Source organism: Apolloniradiicaulis salifontis (assembly GCF_053756655.1).
Window position 1 is genome coordinate 1,057,607 of the sequence record NZ_CM132387.1, and the last position, 15,452, is coordinate 1,073,058.

The 15,452-nt window shown below is 65.7% G+C and carries 15 protein-coding genes; 11 read left to right on the plus strand and 4 right to left on the minus strand.

Annotated elements, in window-relative coordinates:
• Positions 1-243: 243 nt before the first annotated feature.
• The 3 genes from ACWCOP_RS05140 to ACWCOP_RS05150 form a co-directional block, all read right to left on the minus strand.
• On the minus strand, positions 244-537 hold the full coding sequence (locus tag ACWCOP_RS05140) for an EF-hand domain-containing protein (RefSeq protein ID WP_478250151.1): 294 nt from the start codon (positions 535-537) through the stop codon (positions 244-246).
• A 338-nt stretch (positions 538-875) separates the two neighbouring features.
• Positions 876-1,373: a type III secretion system chaperone family protein gene (locus tag ACWCOP_RS05145; protein WP_478250152.1), complete on the minus strand. Its 498-nt coding sequence runs from the start codon at positions 1,371-1,373 to the stop codon at positions 876-878.
• Positions 1,374-1,481: 108 nt separating this feature from the next.
• Positions 1,482-1,781: an accessory factor UbiK family protein gene (locus tag ACWCOP_RS05150; protein ID WP_478250153.1), complete on the minus strand. Its 300-nt coding sequence runs from the start codon at positions 1,779-1,781 to the stop codon at positions 1,482-1,484.
• A 114-nt stretch (positions 1,782-1,895) separates the two neighbouring features.
• Here ACWCOP_RS05150 and lgt point away from each other — a divergent pair, with 114 nt between their 5' ends.
• Together lgt and ACWCOP_RS05160 are read left to right on the plus strand one after the other, a co-directional pair.
• Complete coding sequence (gene lgt, locus ACWCOP_RS05155) at positions 1,896-2,774, plus strand: prolipoprotein diacylglyceryl transferase (RefSeq protein ID WP_478250154.1); 879 nt, start codon at positions 1,896-1,898, stop codon at positions 2,772-2,774.
• A gap of 6 nt (positions 2,775-2,780) precedes the next feature.
• Positions 2,781-3,920 (plus strand): class I SAM-dependent methyltransferase, encoded by a 1,140-nt coding sequence (locus ACWCOP_RS05160; RefSeq protein WP_478250155.1) that lies wholly within the window; start codon positions 2,781-2,783, stop codon positions 3,918-3,920.
• A 377-nt stretch (positions 3,921-4,297) separates the two neighbouring features.
• Here the strand turns inward: ACWCOP_RS05160 and ACWCOP_RS05165 are convergent, their stop codons facing one another.
• Positions 4,298-4,648 (minus strand): hypothetical protein, encoded by a 351-nt coding sequence (locus ACWCOP_RS05165; protein ID WP_478250156.1) that lies wholly within the window; start codon positions 4,646-4,648, stop codon positions 4,298-4,300.
• A gap of 108 nt (positions 4,649-4,756) precedes the next feature.
• On the opposite strand from ACWCOP_RS05165, the gene ACWCOP_RS05170 reads away from it, so the two are divergent.
• The 9 genes from ACWCOP_RS05170 (at position 4,757) to ACWCOP_RS05210 (ending at position 15,417) form a co-directional block, all read left to right on the plus strand.
• On the plus strand, positions 4,757-5,116 hold the full coding sequence (locus ACWCOP_RS05170) for a hypothetical protein (RefSeq protein WP_478250157.1): 360 nt from the start codon (positions 4,757-4,759) through the stop codon (positions 5,114-5,116).
• 148 nt (positions 5,117-5,264) lie between these two features.
• Positions 5,265-6,095 carry a hypothetical protein gene (locus tag ACWCOP_RS05175; RefSeq protein ID WP_478250158.1) on the plus strand — a complete coding sequence of 277 codons (831 nt, stop codon included), beginning with the start codon at positions 5,265-5,267 and terminating at the stop codon, positions 6,093-6,095.
• Between the two features lie 189 nt (positions 6,096-6,284).
• Positions 6,285-7,166 (plus strand): glycine--tRNA ligase subunit alpha, encoded by an 882-nt coding sequence (locus ACWCOP_RS05180; protein ID WP_478250159.1) that lies wholly within the window; start codon positions 6,285-6,287, stop codon positions 7,164-7,166.
• Entirely contained in the window at positions 7,166-7,762 is a 597-nt protein-coding gene (locus ACWCOP_RS05185) for a glutathione S-transferase family protein (RefSeq protein ID WP_478250160.1), read from the plus strand. The genes ACWCOP_RS05180 and ACWCOP_RS05185 overlap by 1 nt, the downstream gene beginning before the upstream one ends.
• On the plus strand, positions 7,762-8,358 hold the full coding sequence (locus ACWCOP_RS05190; RefSeq protein ID WP_478250161.1) for a glutathione S-transferase family protein: 597 nt from the start codon (positions 7,762-7,764) through the stop codon (positions 8,356-8,358). Before ACWCOP_RS05185 ends, ACWCOP_RS05190 begins: the two co-directional genes overlap by 1 nt.
• A 10-nt stretch (positions 8,359-8,368) precedes the next feature.
• Positions 8,369-11,011 (plus strand): glycine--tRNA ligase subunit beta, encoded by a 2,643-nt coding sequence (gene glyS, locus ACWCOP_RS05195; protein WP_478250162.1) that lies wholly within the window; start codon positions 8,369-8,371, stop codon positions 11,009-11,011.
• Positions 11,012-11,080: 69 nt separating this feature from the next.
• Positions 11,081-13,747 (plus strand): pyruvate, phosphate dikinase, encoded by a 2,667-nt coding sequence (gene ppdK, locus ACWCOP_RS05200; RefSeq protein ID WP_478250163.1) that lies wholly within the window; start codon positions 11,081-11,083, stop codon positions 13,745-13,747.
• A 255-nt stretch (positions 13,748-14,002) separates the two neighbouring features.
• Positions 14,003-14,758, plus strand: a complete 756-nt coding sequence (locus tag ACWCOP_RS05205; protein WP_478250164.1) for a cell wall hydrolase — start codon at positions 14,003-14,005, stop codon at positions 14,756-14,758.
• Positions 14,759-14,817: 59 nt separating this feature from the next.
• Entirely contained in the window at positions 14,818-15,417 is a 600-nt protein-coding gene (locus ACWCOP_RS05210) for a TetR/AcrR family transcriptional regulator (RefSeq protein WP_478250165.1), read from the plus strand.
• Positions 15,418-15,452: the final 35 nt, after the last annotated feature.

The following is a 15,452-nucleotide window of genomic DNA, read 5'->3' on the forward strand; positions in this document are numbered from 1 at the left end:
CGATCACGGGCCTTGCTGGAAAGGGGCGAGGGCGCCGCACCGCAAATCCGCGCAGCCGGCGGTGCGGGGCGCCACAGCGGTTTCACGCAAAACCGCCCGCCCCGCTGGGTGCGGGGCGCCAAGGCGTTTTTACGCAAAACCGCCCGCCCCGCGAATGCGGAGCGGGCGGCCAGTCGTGCGCCGGGAACGCGCCTGGGCGGGGTCAGAGGGGCGAGGTCCCGGGCGCACGCTGTCTTGCTGGCGTTAGCCCTTCATCGGGTCGTCGCCGTCATCACCGTCGGGATCCTCGTTCTCAGATCCGGTGTAAGCGGCGAGCCAGGTGTCGAATTCCGGCTCCTGCAGATAGCCGTCGGCGTCGGCGTCATAGCTGTCGAACTCATCTTCGGTGACGTCCGGCGCCACGGCCTGGACCTCTTCGACGGAGAGCTTGCCGTCTGCATTGGCGTCAACATCGCCAAAGGACACGCCAGCGTCCTGTGCGAAGGCGGCGCCGCCCATCAGAGCGGCGGTGGCGGCGGCGGTGAACAGGGTTTTCATGTCGAATTCTCCTTTGCTTCGAATCGGCTCGGCGGAACGGTCCGTCCCGTCGACCTGTGAGAGAAAACCCGCGAGGTTTGAAAACGGCTCCATGTTGGGCAGGGGCGATTTAGGGGTCATTTCAAGGCGCGATTCCGGCGCCTTCGCCCCGTTTTCGCCGAATTATCTCAGGGGTCTGCGCCGGGGCGCAATCGTGATCCCGCCGACTGACCCGAGCCCTCAGACAGAACCGCCCGCCCGGGAGCTTCCGGGCGGGCGAGGCATGTTCTGAAGATGGATAAGATCGCCCGTGAGCGCGTCGTGACGGCGCCGGGACACGGATCGCTCGAAAGGAGAGGCTAGGCTTCGCCCACCGTGTCGAACATGGCGGCGGCCACCGCTTCTGCGGCGCTCTTGCCGCTCCACAGCAGATAGTGGAAGGCCGGGTAGAGCCGCTCACCGGCTTCCTTGGCCGCCTCGATCAGGGCGCCGGCCTGGGCCGGCGTCACGCCCGCGGCTTCGGTCAGCGTCAGCGCGTGGCGGAAGACGATGGAGCCGTCATCGCTCCACAGATCGAAATGGCCCATCCACAGCCGCTCGTTCAGCCGCGTAACAAGCTCGCAGACATCGCGGTAGCGATTATCCGGAGCTTTCAGCTCCAGGCTGGAGCAGACATGGATTACATCCAGCTCGGGCCGATAGGCGAACCAGATCTGGTGGTCGCGCCAGGCGCCCGGCGCCGCCAGATGCAATTCAAGCTCGTCGCGCTCGTAGGGAAACTGCTCTGCGATCACCGCCTGCTCGATGCTTTCAAGCGGGTCGGCGACCGTCACGTGGTCCTGGGTGCTGAGCTCCATAAGGTCCTCTCCCCCTCGCCGCGGGCGACTCACCGCCCGCACGTCTTCGACGGTACGCTGCAAGGTTTCCGCAGCGCAACCGCCTTCATGGTTTCTGATTAAAGCGGCTTAACTGGATGACTTTTTCGCCGCACTGCGCTTGGCCGGAGCCTTGCGGGCGGGGCTCTTGGCGGCCGCCTCCAGCGCGTCGACTCGCGCCTTCAGCGCATCAAGGTCGGCCTCGGCCGCCTCAGCGCGCTCTCGCACCGCGTCGAATTCTTCACGGCTGACCAGATCCAGCTCGGCGGCCATGCGCTCGGCGCGGGCGCGCAGCGCCGTGCGCGCTTCCTCGCCTGCGGCCTGGGCCGCAGAAAAGGCGTCCGTCATCAGATCGGCCAGATCGTTGAAAATTGGGCTGCGCGACTGCATGACAACACCGCTCGCTCTGCTATGAAGGCTCATATAGGGGTTCGACCAGGGTGATGGCAACGCGCCTGGCCGAAGTTAACCGTATTTCGGGCGTCAGCTGACGGGAAATCTCTCATGGAATACTGCCCGCCGACCTTCGACCTGATTGATCCGGTTCTCTTTTCCATCCCCGAGATCGCAGGCCTCGGCCCGTTCCCGATCCGCTGGTATGCGCTGGCCTATATCGCGGGGCTGTTCATCGGCCTGTGGTGGGTGATGCGCCTTGTGAAGCGCGACGATTTGTGGGGAACCACCACGGCCACCAAGATCGCGCCCTATTCACGCGCCTTCGTGGACGATCTGGCGCTTTGGATCATGCTGGGCGTGATCGGCGGCGGGCGGCTGGGATATGTGCTTTTCTATCAGACCAGCGCCATCTGGGAGCGACCGCTCTGGGTCATCACCGGAATCGCCGAAGGCGGGATGAGCTTCCATGGCGGGCTGATCGGCGTGGCGCTGGCGATGTATTTCACCAGCCGCCATTACAAGGCGCCGGTCCTGCGCGTGGCCGACGCGGTGGCCGCCGCGACGCCTATCGGTCTGTTCTTTGGCCGTCTGGCGAACTTCATCAATGGCGAGCTGTGGGGACGGCCAACCAACCTGCCCTGGGGCATGCGCTTCGCCGCCGATCCGATCTGCGCCGAGCGTCACCCCTCCCAGCTCTACGAAGCGTTCCTGGAAGGCGCGGTGCTGTTCACGATCCTAGCGGTGCTGATCTATCGCTTCAGGATTCTCGCCCGGCCGGGCCTTTCCACCGGCGTGTTCCTGATCGGCTACGGTGTGTTCCGCGCCCTGGTGGAGCTGGTGCGCGAACCGGACCGGCACATGCCCGAAGCGCTGCAGGGCTATGTCACCATGGGCATGCTGCTGTGCGTTCCCATGATCGCGCTAGGCGCCTTCCTGGTGCGTCGGGCGCTCAAGAAACCGGCGATTGGCGACAAAGCGGCCGCGTAAGGATCCATGACTTCTGATAGTGACGAGTTACGCCCGCTGGCGATGCTCGCGGCCCGCCTGAGAGAGCGCATCGCCGCCGAGGGCCCGCTTTCAGTGGCCGCCTTCATGGGCGAGGCGCTGTTTGATCCCATAGCCGGGTTCTACGCCACCAAGGACCCTCTGAGCGCAGCCAGCGACTTCATCACCGCGCCGGAAATCAGCCAGATGTTCGGTGAGCTTCTGGGTCTGTGGACAGCCGAGGTCTGGGGTCAGATGGGCGCGCCCGCGCCGGTTCAGCTCATCGAGCTGGGCCCCGGCACGGGCCGAATGATGAGCGACATGCTGCGCGCCGGCCGGGCCATGCCGGGCTTTCTGGAAGCCTGTGACGTCACGCTGGTAGAGGCGAGCCCGGCGCTTAAAATGGTCCAGGGCGAGACCTTGTCGCGGGCGCCGGTTCCGGTGCGCTGGGCCAGGCAGCTGGAGCAGGCCGCCAAGGGGCCGTGCGTCATCGTCTCCAATGAGTTTCTGGACTGCCTGCCGATCCGCCAGGGCGTGCGCCTGGACGGTCGTTGGCGTGAGCGGGTGGTGGGGCTGGACCCGAAAGACCCGGCGCGCTTTGCGTTCGGGCTTGGTTCCGTCTTGAGCGAGGCCGACATTGAGACCCTGCCGGAGGCTCTGCGCGCTGCGCCGGATGGAACGCTGGTGGAGCTGCGCCCTGGCGACCCGCCGCTGGTTGAGGCGGTGGCCGCGCGCCTGCACGCCGCGCCGGGCTACGCCCTGTTCATCGACTACGGATCGGATGCGCCGGAATTCGGCGATACGCTGCAGGCGATTCGCAAGCATGAGAAGGTCGATCCGCTGGACCGGCCCGGCGGCGCCGATCTCACGGCCTGGGCCGCGTTCGACCGGCTGGGCGCACTGGCGCAGGCGGAAGGCCTTGATGTCTACGGCCCTAATGCGCAAGGCGCTTTCCTGACCGGGCTGGGCATCGAACAGCGCGCCGCAGCGCTGGCGCGCACCGCCGGCGAGGCGGGCCGGGGCCGGCTCATGCGCCAGCTTGAACGGCTCACCAGCTCCGATGAAATGGGCGACTTGTTCAAGGTTATGGCCTTCGCCAGCCCGGGCCTGGCGCCGCCGCCCGGACTTGATCCGCTCACAGCCCGGTAAATACAGTCACTTGATGTCGTATTCCCAGGTTTTATGAACCTTTTGTTCATCCAGGTGTCAGGTTAGCGCGTTTACCCCTTGGTTACCGAGCCGGCGTGTGTCCGGCGCTCAAGACAGAAAGGCCAAGCGCGATGATGTATCGATCGCTTGCTGCAGCCGTTCTGGTCACGGGCCTGCTTGCAGGTCCCGGCCCGAGCTTCGCGCCCGCAGCGCAAGCCGCAACGCTCGCCAGCACCGAAAGCATGACCGCCGTTCAGGAACGCCCTGAGCGCGGATCCGGAGACCGTCGTGAGGCGCGCCGGGACGCACGCCGGGAGCGGGGCGGCGAGCAACGCGCCGAGCGCGGCCGCGGCGAACGCCGCGAAGAACGCGCGGCTTCAAGGCCTGATCGAGCCGGACAGGCACGCCCCGACCGGCGCCGGGACGCGGGGCCGGACATGGCGCAGGAGCGCCGCCGGGATGCGGTTCAAAATCGTGGCCCCGAGCAGCGAGCAGACCGGCGGGGCGACCCGCGCGCCGATCGCCGAGAACAACGCCGGGATCAGCGCTTCGACCGGTCCGACCAGCGCCGCGATCATGGGTACGACCGTCGTGACCGCCGGGTCGATCAGCGCGATCACCGCCGCGATCACCGCTATAATCAGCCGGTGCACCGTGTGGATCAGCACTATCGCGGACACCGCCCGGCGCCGCGCGTCCACACTCCGCCGCGGCGTGTCTACAGTCATGCCCCGGCCCGTGCGAGCTGGCATTATAACCGCCGGTATACAGACCACTATTCCCGCAACACCTTCCATTATGATCAGCGGTTTTGCCGGTCCGATGGCGACGGGGTGGTGGCCGGAGCGCTGATCGGGGCGATCCTGGGCGGCGCCGCGTATGAAGGCGATGGCGGCGCAGTGCTCGCCGGCGGGCTTTTGGGCGCAGGGCTCGGCGCCTCGTTCAACGACTGCGATCGCGGCCAGTACCGCTATGCGGTGCATTCGGCCTTCTCCAACGACCGGCCCTATTACTGGAATAATCCGTATTCGGGTGTCCGCGGCGTGGTTTACGCCCGTGACTGGCACCAGTATCGCGGCAATCAGTGCCGCTGGGGCGACGCGGAAATCTTCCTCCCCAACGGACAGGTCGCCTATGACCGGGTGCGCATGTGCCGCGACCGGTATGGCCGCTGGGAGGTGGCGCGGCGCCAGTAGGCCGCGCGCAAGACAGGGCCCGCCCCCTCGTGGGGCGGGCCTTTTTCGTCCTGAAGCCGTTCATCTCCGGCTCATGGCTCATGGCTTAAGGTTTGCGTAAGATCAAAAGGTCCGCGCCCTCGTGGCGCGCCAGAAGAGGAGGTCTTCCATGACCCGTTTTCTCCTCGCCGCCGCCTGCGGCGCAGCGTTCGTGCTTCCCGGCCTCAGCCCGGCCGAGGCCCAGAGCTATGGCGCCCAGTCGCGCTATGGAAACCAGGGCCCCAGCTATGAGCAATGCATCGCCCAGCAGCGCAACCGTCAGATCGCCGGCGCGGTGATCGGCGGCGTCATCGGCGCCGTGCTCGGCGCGGAAATCCACGACGGCGGCCAGGACCGTGCGCGCAATGAGCGCGGCTATCGCGGCCACCGCGGCTATCGTGGGCGCGACCATGGATATCGTGGACATCGCGGTCGTGGCTACCAGGAAGAAGGCAATGACGGCGCCGTGCTCGCCGGGGCCGGGCTTGGCGCGGTGGCCGGTGCGGCCGTCGGCGGGGCGGGAAGCGGCTGCGACGCCTACGCCCGCCGCAGCGGCGGAGGCTACGGCGCGGCGCCGGGCCATTACGGGTCCGATGTGGGTTATCGCGGCGACGCTTACGGCTACGCGGATCCGCGTTACGACGATCGGCGCTACGACAGCCGGCGCTACGACACCGGCGGGTATGACCAGTACGGCTACGATGATCGCCGCGTCGATGACGGCTACGGCTATGACGACGGATACGGGCGCTCGTCCGGTGAGCTGCTCGGCGGCCCTGATTACCGCCCGTCCGACAGCGGTTCCTACGGCCAGGCCCAGGTCTACACCGCCGGCTCTTCTCAGGGCTCGGCCAGTGCGCCGGCCAACGGCGCCTGCCGCGACATGCAGTCGTCGGGCCGCCTTGTGTATATGTGCCAGGGCACTGACGGCATCTGGCGTCCGGCGCAGACCTACCGCTAGGGGCCAGGAACCACCGTCCGATGGGGGGACGGCCTGATGACGGCGGCGTGTCCGGGGTGGCGCGCCGCCGTTTTTGTGTCTGCCTGGCGCCTGTCTGGTCGACATCCCAACGCGGACGGGCCGCTTGATCGGTCCGGTAACCGCGCCTAGGTTCGCGCGACTTGAAAAAGAGCCGGATTTTCCGCCGCCATGCGAAACCCTGACGCCCCGTCCTTTCAGGACCTCATCCTGACCCTGCAGCGCTACTGGGCCGACCAGGGCTGCGCGATTCTGCAGCCCTACGACACCGAGGTGGGGGCGGGCACCCTGCACCCGGCGACGACCCTGCGCTCGCTTGGCGCCCGGCCCTGGCGCGCCGCCTATGTGCAGCCCTCGCGCCGGCCCGGCGACGGGCGCTATGGGGAAAACCCCAACCGGTTGCAGCATTATTACCAGTTTCAGGTGCTCCTCAAACCATCTCCGTCAAACCTGCAGGACCTCTATCTGGGCTCGCTGGACGCCATCGGCGTGGACCGCAAGCTGCACGATGTGCGCTTTGTGGAGGATGACTGGGAGAACCCCACCGTGGGCGCCTGGGGGCTGGGCTGGGAGGTCTGGTGCGACGGCATGGAGGTGAGCCAGTTCACCTATTTCCAGCAGGTGGGCGGCCAGGATGTGGAGCTGGTCTCCGGCGAGCTGACCTACGGGCTGGAGCGCCTGGCCATGTATGTGCAGGGCGTTGAAAACGTTTACGATCTTGATTTCAACGGAGCCGGGCTGAGCTATGGCGACGTGTTCCTGGAGAATGAGCGCCAGCAATCGGCCTTCAATTTCGAGCGCGCCGACGTGGACATGCTCATCGACTGGTTCAAGGGCGCGGAAAATCAGTGCAAGGCTTTGCTGGCGCTGGAAAAACCGTTGCCGCTTCCGGCCTATGACTTCTGCCTGAAAGCCTCCCATTTGTTCAATCTGGTGGATGCGCGCGGCGCCATTTCGGTGGCCGAGCGCGCCAGCTGGATCGCAAGGGTGCGCGAGCTCGCCAAGGGCTGCGCGGATGCATGGGTGAAACTTGAACGTGAGAGAGCCGCCTGATGACCCTGAAACTTTTCCATAATCCGCAATCGCGCGCGACCATGACGCACTGGCTCCTGGAAGAGCTGGGCGTGGACTACGAGCTTGTTCGCGTGGAGTATGAAGACGGCTCCATGCGCACGCCGGAGTTTCTTTCCATCAGTCCGCTGGGAAAGATCCCGGCGCTTCTGGACGGCGAGGTAAGCGTCAGCGATACGCCGGCCATCGCGATCTATCTGGCCGACAAATACAAGACGCCGGTGGACATGGCGCCGGGGCTCGATGATCCGCGCCGCGGCGATTATCTGCGCTGGCTGATCTTTCAGGGCACCGCCATTGATCCGGCCATGCTGCAGGCGGGCCTCAAGTTCGAAACCAACCGCCGCCAGGCCGGCTGGGGCGATGTGGAGGCGGTGGTCGACGCGCTGGAGACCCGCCTTCAGACCGCCGAGCCTTATCTGTTCGGCGACTGGTTTACTGCGGCCGACCTTCTGGTGGGCGGCGCGCTGAACTGGGCGACAGAGTTCGGCCTCATGGAGGCGCGTCCGGCCATCGAGCGCTATGTGGATGCGGTCACCAGCCGTCCGGCCTTCGCCAAGACGATCGGCGCCGACTGATGGCCGAAATCACTGTCTGGCACGGCCCCAACACGCGCTCCACCGGCACGGTCTGGCTGCTCGAAGAGATGGGCCTGGCCTATGATCTGAGGAAGGTCGACGTGTTCGGCGGCGAGACGCGCGAGCCCAGCTATCTGTCGATCAATCCGGCCGGCAAGGTTCCCGCGATCCGCCACAAGGGCAAGGTGATCGGCGAGATGGCTGCGATCTCGCTCTATCTGTGCGACGAATTTCCCGAAGCGGGGCTGGCGCCGGCCGTCGGCGACGAAAAGCGCGCCGCGTATCTCTACTGGTCGGTGTTTCGTCCCAGCGTTCTGGAGCCGGCCATGATGGCGAAGGTTCAGGGCTGGGACGCCGATCCCGGCCGGGTCGGCTGGGGCGATTGGGAGACCGCGCTGACGCTGGTGGAACGGCCCCTGAAGGAGTCGCCCTACATTCTCGGCGACACATTCTCGGCCGCCGACATTCTGGTGGGCGGCGCGCTGGGCTGGCTTCGCCATTTCGGCGTTCTGCCCAAGGAGTCTCCTTTCGGCGCCTATATAGACAGCCTTCACGCGCGCCCGGCCTATACCCGCATGCAGGCGAGCAATCATTAGGACCGCACCCGTGTCAGACTTCCTTCTCGAATTCTTCTCCGAGGAAATCCCCGCCCGCATGCAGGCGCGCGCCGAGGCGGATCTTGAGCGCCTGTTCACCGCCAGGCTGAAAGAGGCGGGGCTGGAGTGGAGCGCGCTGGAGACCTTCTCCGGGCCGCGCCGCATCGGGCTGTCCATGACCGGCCTGCCGGACAAGACCGCCGATGTGAGCGAGGAGCGCAAGGGCCCGCGCACCGACGCGCCGGAGAAAGCCCTTGAAGGCTTTCTGCGCGGCGCCGGGCTGACAAGCCTTGATCAATGCCGCATCGAGGAAAACAAGAAGGGCGCGTTCTACATCGCCGTGATTGAAAAGCCGGGTCGCAACACCGCCGACGTGATCGCCGAGGCGATTCCCGAAATGGTGAAAGCCTTCCCCTGGCCCAAGAGCATGAAGTTCGGCGAGGGAGACCGCGCCCAGCGCTGGGTGCGTCCGCTGCAGCGGATTGTCGCGCTTCTGGGCGGCGAGATCGTCCCGGCGCAGGTGTTCGGGATCACCGCCTCGAACGTGACCGAGGGCCACCGCATTCACGGCTCCGGCCCCTTCGCGGTGTCCGGCTGGGACGATTACCAGATCAAGCTGAAAGAGAACGGCGTGCTTCTCTCGCGCACCGAGCGGCGGGCGAAAATCCTGCTGGATGCGCGCAAGGTCTGCGCCGATGCAGGGCTGGTTCTGGTGGAGGATGACGGCCTTCTGGACGAGGTGACGGGGCTTGTGGAGCATCCGGTCGCCATTCTGGGCGACATGGATCCGGGCTTTTTGGACCTACCGCCGGAAGTCATCCAGCTCACCATGAAGACCCACCAGAAATATTTCGCGGTGGCGGACTCAGGCGGCAAGATCGCCCCGAAATTCGTCGTCATCGCTAATCAGGACGCCCCCGACGGCGGGGCCGCCATCGCGGCGGGAAACGCCCGCGTGCTGTCGGCGCGTCTCTCCGACGCCCGCCATTTCTGGGATCTGGACCGCGCCAAGGGCCTGGAGGCCATGGCGGCTGAGCTCTCGAAAGTCACCTTCCACGACAAGCTGGGCACGGTCGCCGACAAGACGGAGCGCGTCGCGGCGCTGGCGCGCGAGCTCGCGCCAGCTGTGGGCGCGGACCCGGAGCTTGCTTACCTCGCAGCGAAGCTCGCCAAGGCCGATCTGGTGAGCCAGATGGTCTATGAGTTCCCCGAGCTGCAGGGGGTGATGGGGCGTTATTATGCGCTGGAGGCCGATCCTTCGAGGCGCCCCCAGACCACGTCCGGGGGCGCACCTCAGAATGTGGGAGGGGGAGAGCAAAAGAGGCCTCATCCTGAGGAGTCCGCGAAGCGGGCCTCGAAGGACGAGGGCGGGCTCTCAGGGCTAAGCGACAAAGACCGCCAAACCGTCGCCGACGCCATCCGCGACCATTACAAACCCCAGGGCCCCTCCGACGCCGTCCCCACCGCGCCGGTGAGCGCGGCGGTGGCGCTTGCCGACAAGCTCGACACGCTGGTGGGCTTCTGGGCTATCGACGAAAAACCCACAGGGTCGAAGGACCCGTTCGCCCTGCGAAGGGCGGCGCTGGGGGTTATTCGGATTTTGTTGGAGGTTCGTTTCCACGAACCATCAATAAATCACTTCTTCCGTACCGGGATATTGAAACACCTTAAGCAGATTCCGTTCGGTCTTATTCTTGCGTTTTTGAAGATCGTAAAGCAAAAGGATGCTTCGCGTTTCTTAATGACATCAATTTTTGATGCGCAGTCTTTTGGAATTGCTTCTGCATATGCGAATACGGACGACGAGCTGGTAAAAACAGTCAGGGCTTTTGTCGAAAATTGTCGCGACTGGCCTCATCCAGGCGTCCCGCCAGCCGCTCTAGAAGTCTTTCAGAATTCCGATGCTTTCACCGCTCTGCAGGATTTCAGGTTGGCTGTTGATCACCTTGGACTTTCGGATCGGTATGGTCTCGTCGACGTTGAAAACGCAGATGGAAACGAAAACTCCGAACGCGCGGGTGGGTTGGTTGCAAGTCATTTTGAATGGATGGAGGACGAGTTTTTTGATTTCTTCGCCGACCGTCTCAAAGTCCACCTCAAGGACGAAGGCGTGCGCCATGACGTGATCGATGCGGTGTTCGCCCTTGGCGATGACGACCTCGTGCGCGTCACCAACAAGTCCCGGGCGCTGCAGGCGTTTCTGGAGACCGAGGACGGCGCGGCGCTGCTGGCCGGGTATCGCCGGGCGGCGAACATTCTCGCCGCCGAGGAGAAGAAGGGGTTCGATCTTTCCGTAGCGCGCCTCGAGGCGCTGGAACGCGCGCCGGATGCGGATGGCGAAGGCCCGCTGAGCGAAGCGGACTCCGCCGCGCTTTTCATCGCCATCGCCAGGACCGCGGATGCGGCGCAAGAGCGCGCCTTGATTGCGGAATTGGAGGCGGCGGAGGCCGTGGCGACGGCGGCGCTGGCCGAGGAAGACTTTGAATCGGCCATGGCGGCGCTGTCAAAACTGCGCCGCTTCGTGGACGGCTTCTTTGAGGCGGTTGTCGTGAACGCGGAAGATCGTATTGTGCGACGCAATAGGCTGCTTTTGCTGTCGCGGATTCGTGCGGCGGTGGATGCGGTGGCGGACTTCTCCCGGCTGGAGGGCTGAGGCGCGGCGGAGAAGTCGGCGCCTGCCTTGCTTACAGGGGCCGGGCAAAAAGGATTTAGGGGAGCCAGAATGGTCAAGTGGGTTTACGCGTTCGGCGGCGGATCGGCGGACGGCAGCCGGGACGACAAGAATCTGCTGGGGGGCAAGGGCGCCAATCTGGCCGAGATGGCGACGCTGGGCCTGCCGGTGCCGCCGGGATTCACCCTCACCACCGAGGTCTGCACAGCGTATTACGACAACGGAGAGACCTATCCCGAAGGTCTGCAGGATCAGGTCGAAGAAGCGCTGAAAGCGCTGGAGGCCAAGGTCGGCAAGACGTTCGGCGATCCTGGCAATCCGCTGCTGGTCTCGGTGCGGTCCGGGGCGCGCGCCTCCATGCCCGGCATGATGGATACGGTGCTCAATCTGGGCCTCAACGACGAGACCGCCGAGGGCCTGGCAAAGCTCTCCGGCGACCGGCGTTTCGCGCTGGACAGCTATCGCCGCTTCATCACCATGTATTCCGACGTGGTGCTGGGCGTGTCCCATTCGCGCTTTGAAGAAATCCTGGAGGCCTTCAAGGAGGACCGGGAATACCAACTCGACACCGAGATCACCGCCGAAGAGTGGGAAGAGGTGATCGTGGAGTACAAGAAGGCGGTTCAGAAAGTGCTGGGCCATCCCTTCCCCACCGATCCGCGCGATCAGCTCTGGGGCGCCATGAGCGCGGTGTTCGGCAGCTGGATGAACCAGCGCGCCATCGCATACCGGCGCATGTACGACATCCCCGCCAGCTGGGGCACGGCGGTGAACGTGCAGGCCATGGTGTTCGGCAATATGGGCGACACCTCGGCCACGGGCGTCGCCTTCACCCGCGATCCCTCCACCGGCGAGCGCGGCTATTACGGCGAGTTCCTGATAAACGCTCAGGGCGAGGACGTGGTGGCGGGCATCCGCACGCCGCAATGCCTGACTGAATCCATGCGCGTGAAGATGGAGGACGTGCTGCCCTCCATGGAGACCGCGCTTCCCGACGTGTTCGCCCAGCTCACCGAGGTCTTCGAGAAGCTGGAGATCCATTACCGCGACATGCAGGACATCGAGTTCACCGTCGAGCAGGGCAAGCTCTGGATGCTCCAGACGCGCAACGGCAAGCGCACGGCGCGCGCCGCCCTGAAGATCGCCGTGGACATGGTGGAGGAGGGCCTCATCAGCGAGGAGGAGGCCGTGCTGCGCGTGGAGCCCGGCGCTCTGGACCAGCTGCTGCACCCGATGATCGATGACGGCTACACGCGCGACGTCATCGCCAAGGGCCTGCCGGCGTCTCCCGGCGCCGCGGTGGGCAAGGCGGTGTTTGATTCCGACGAGGCCGAGCATATGGCCGCGCTGGGCGAGAAGGTCATCCTCATTCGCGTGGAGACGAGCCCGGAAGACATTCACGGCATGCACGCCGCCCAGGCGATCGTCACGGCGCGCGGCGGCATGACCAGCCACGCCGCCGTGGTGGCGCGCGGCATGGGGCGCCCGTGCGTCTCCGGCGCCGGCGAGATGAAGATCAACGCCGCAGCCAAGAGCTTCACCGCCCGTGGGCGCACCTTTAACCATGGCGACATGATCACCGTGGACGGCGCCACCGGCGAAGTGCTGGCCGGCGAGGCGCCCATGATCAAGCCGGAAGTCACCGGCGATTTCGCCTCGCTCATGGTGTGGGCCGACAAGGCGCGGCGCATGAAGGTGCGCACCAACGCCGAAACCCCCGCCGACGTTCAGACAGCCAAAGATTTCGGCGCCGAGGGCATCGGCCTGTGCCGCACCGAGCATATGTTCTTTGACGCCGACCGCATCGCCGCCGTGCGCGAGATGATCCTGGCCGACACCCAGGCCGGGCGGATCAAGGCGCTGGCCAAGATCCTGCCCATGCAGCGCGACGACTTTGCGAAGATCTTCCGGATCATGGGCTCGCTGCCCTGCACGATCCGCCTGCTGGATCCGCCGCTGCACGAGTTTCTGCCCCACACCGAGGAAGACGTGAAGGCGGTCGCGCAGGCCACCGGGCTTCCCGCCGACCAGCTCATGGCGCGGGCGCGCGACCTCAACGAGACCAACCCCATGCTGGGCCATCGCGGTTGCCGCCTCGGGATCACCTATCCGGAGATCTACGAGATGCAGGCGCGCGCCATCTTCGAGGCGCAGGCCCTGGTGGAGAAGGAAACCGGCGTCCAGCCCGTGGCCGAGGTGATGATCCCGCTCGTGGCCCTGCCCAAGGAGCTGGAGATCCTGAAAGTGCGCATCGAGGCGATCGCCAAAAAGGTCGAGGAAGAAACCGGAACCGCGCCGGTCTATCTCATCGGCACCATGATCGAATTGCCCCGCGCGGCGCTGCTGGCCGGCGCCATCGCCGAGCACGCGGAATTCTTCTCGTTCGGCACCAATGATCTGACCCAGACCACGTTCGGCCTGTCGCGCGACGACGCCGGCAAGTTCCTGGGCGCTTATCTGGAAGCTGGAATCTTCGAGAAGGATCCCTTCGTCAGCCTCGATCAGGAAGGCGTCGGAGACTTGATAAAAATCGGCGTGGAACGCGGCCGTGCGACCCGTCCCGATATCAAGCTTGGCATTTGCGGCGAGCATGGCGGCGACCCGGCCTCGATTCGTTTCTGCGAGGGCGCCGGGCTTGATTATGTGTCTTGTTCGCCATACCGCGTGCCTATAGCGCGACTGGCCGCGGCCCAGTCGGCCCTGAAACGGGACAGCTGAAATTCCATCTAAGCCTATGGAACCATAGGTGCTTCCGCGAGTTGGGTGAGAATATGGCGGCGCTCGCCTTATTTCCGCCCGGCCCTGACGTCTATTGACCCGCCGGAGCGGGGAACCTAGCTAAGGTCCCCTTTTACGGCGCACGCCTTGCAACGGCTCGCTGTGACTTTCCCGATGTCCGGGACGATGTATCGGTTCAGGCCGCCGCACGATGTGCGAAACGGCCCTGAGACCGCTGCGAGGAGAGACGGCGACATGACCGCTGGATCGACAAAAGCGCGTATCAAGCGCTGGACGGGAGGCGCCGCCTCCGCCCTGGCGTTCGTCTTCATGGCGGGCGTATTGGCGCTGGCGCCGGAGCGTGTGCGCGAGCAGGACGAGGCCGGCGTCTGGCGCGACATGGCCGGCGCCTATCTCGACGATGCGGCGACCTCGCGCTGGGATGAAGCCCCGGCTTCGCTGGAGTTCGCGAGCTTCACCGTTGAGTCCGACGAAGTTTTCGGCGCCCGCATCACCGCGCGCGCCCTCGACGATCTTCGCAGCTTCGACACCATGCACCTGGACGCGGCCCGCGCCGCTGCGCGCGAGCGCCGCTGCCTGTCTGAAGCGATCTTCTACGAGGCGCGCTCTGAAAACTTCGCCGGCCAGGCGGCCGTGGCTGAAGTGGTGCTGAACCGCGTACGCCACCGCGCCTATCCCGACACGGTGTGCGGCGTGGTGTATCAGGGCAGTGAACGCGTCACCGGCTGCCAGTTCACCTTCACCTGCGACGGCTCGCTGGTGCGCACGCCCTACGGGCGCACCTGGGAGCGGGCCCAGCTGGTGGCCGAGCATGCGCTCATGGGCTTCGCCCAGCCGGTCACGCGGCGCGCAACGCACTATCACACCACCGCCGTCGATCCGATCTGGAACGACTCGCTGGTGCGCACGCGCCGCATCGGCGCTCACATCTTCTACCGCTTCCCGAATCGCTCCGAGCGTCAGCTGCTGGTCTCTGACCGCGAGGCGTAGGCGTGCCGGAGCCGTCCAGCGGCGATGATGGCGGTGGCGTATCTGCGTGAACTGTGGCGATGAGCGGCGAGATCCATGAAGAGCCCGGCCGACGCGCGCGCAAGAAGCGCGCCGTGTTCGAGAGCCTCTATCAAGCAGGCCTGACCCTTTTCTGCGCCCACGGCTATGACGCGGTGAGCGTCTCTCAAATCTGCGCCGAGGCGGGCGTGGCCAAGGGCACCTTCTTCAATCATTTCCCCACCAAAGAGCATCTGCTTTTCGAGTGGTATGGGCGCGCCACTGAAGAGGCCGACGGGTTCGATCCGCCGTCCGGACGGCTCGGCGACCGGCTGGCCGCGGCGTGCGCGGCGACCTTGGCGCCTGTGCTCGGCGAGCCGGAGCTGTGGCGCGCCAAGCTGCGCCTGTCCGCGCTTCACCTCGAACTGCGCGCCGTGGAGCATGCGGCCGACGCGCGGGCCCGGGCCAGGTTCGAGGCGCTGATGCGCTCGGCGAAGGCCGATCGCGAGGTGAGGGGAGAGGTCGACCCCGATGAGGCCGCCGCTCTGTTCCTCGCCGTGCTCACCGGCACGGTGCGCGAATGGGTCAACGCCGAGGGCGCGTTCGAAATCGACCGCGTTATCGAAGCGCGCGCCCGCGGCTTCGTGAAACTCCTTGCATGACGCCATCAGGATCAATAAAAGTGACTGCGGTCACT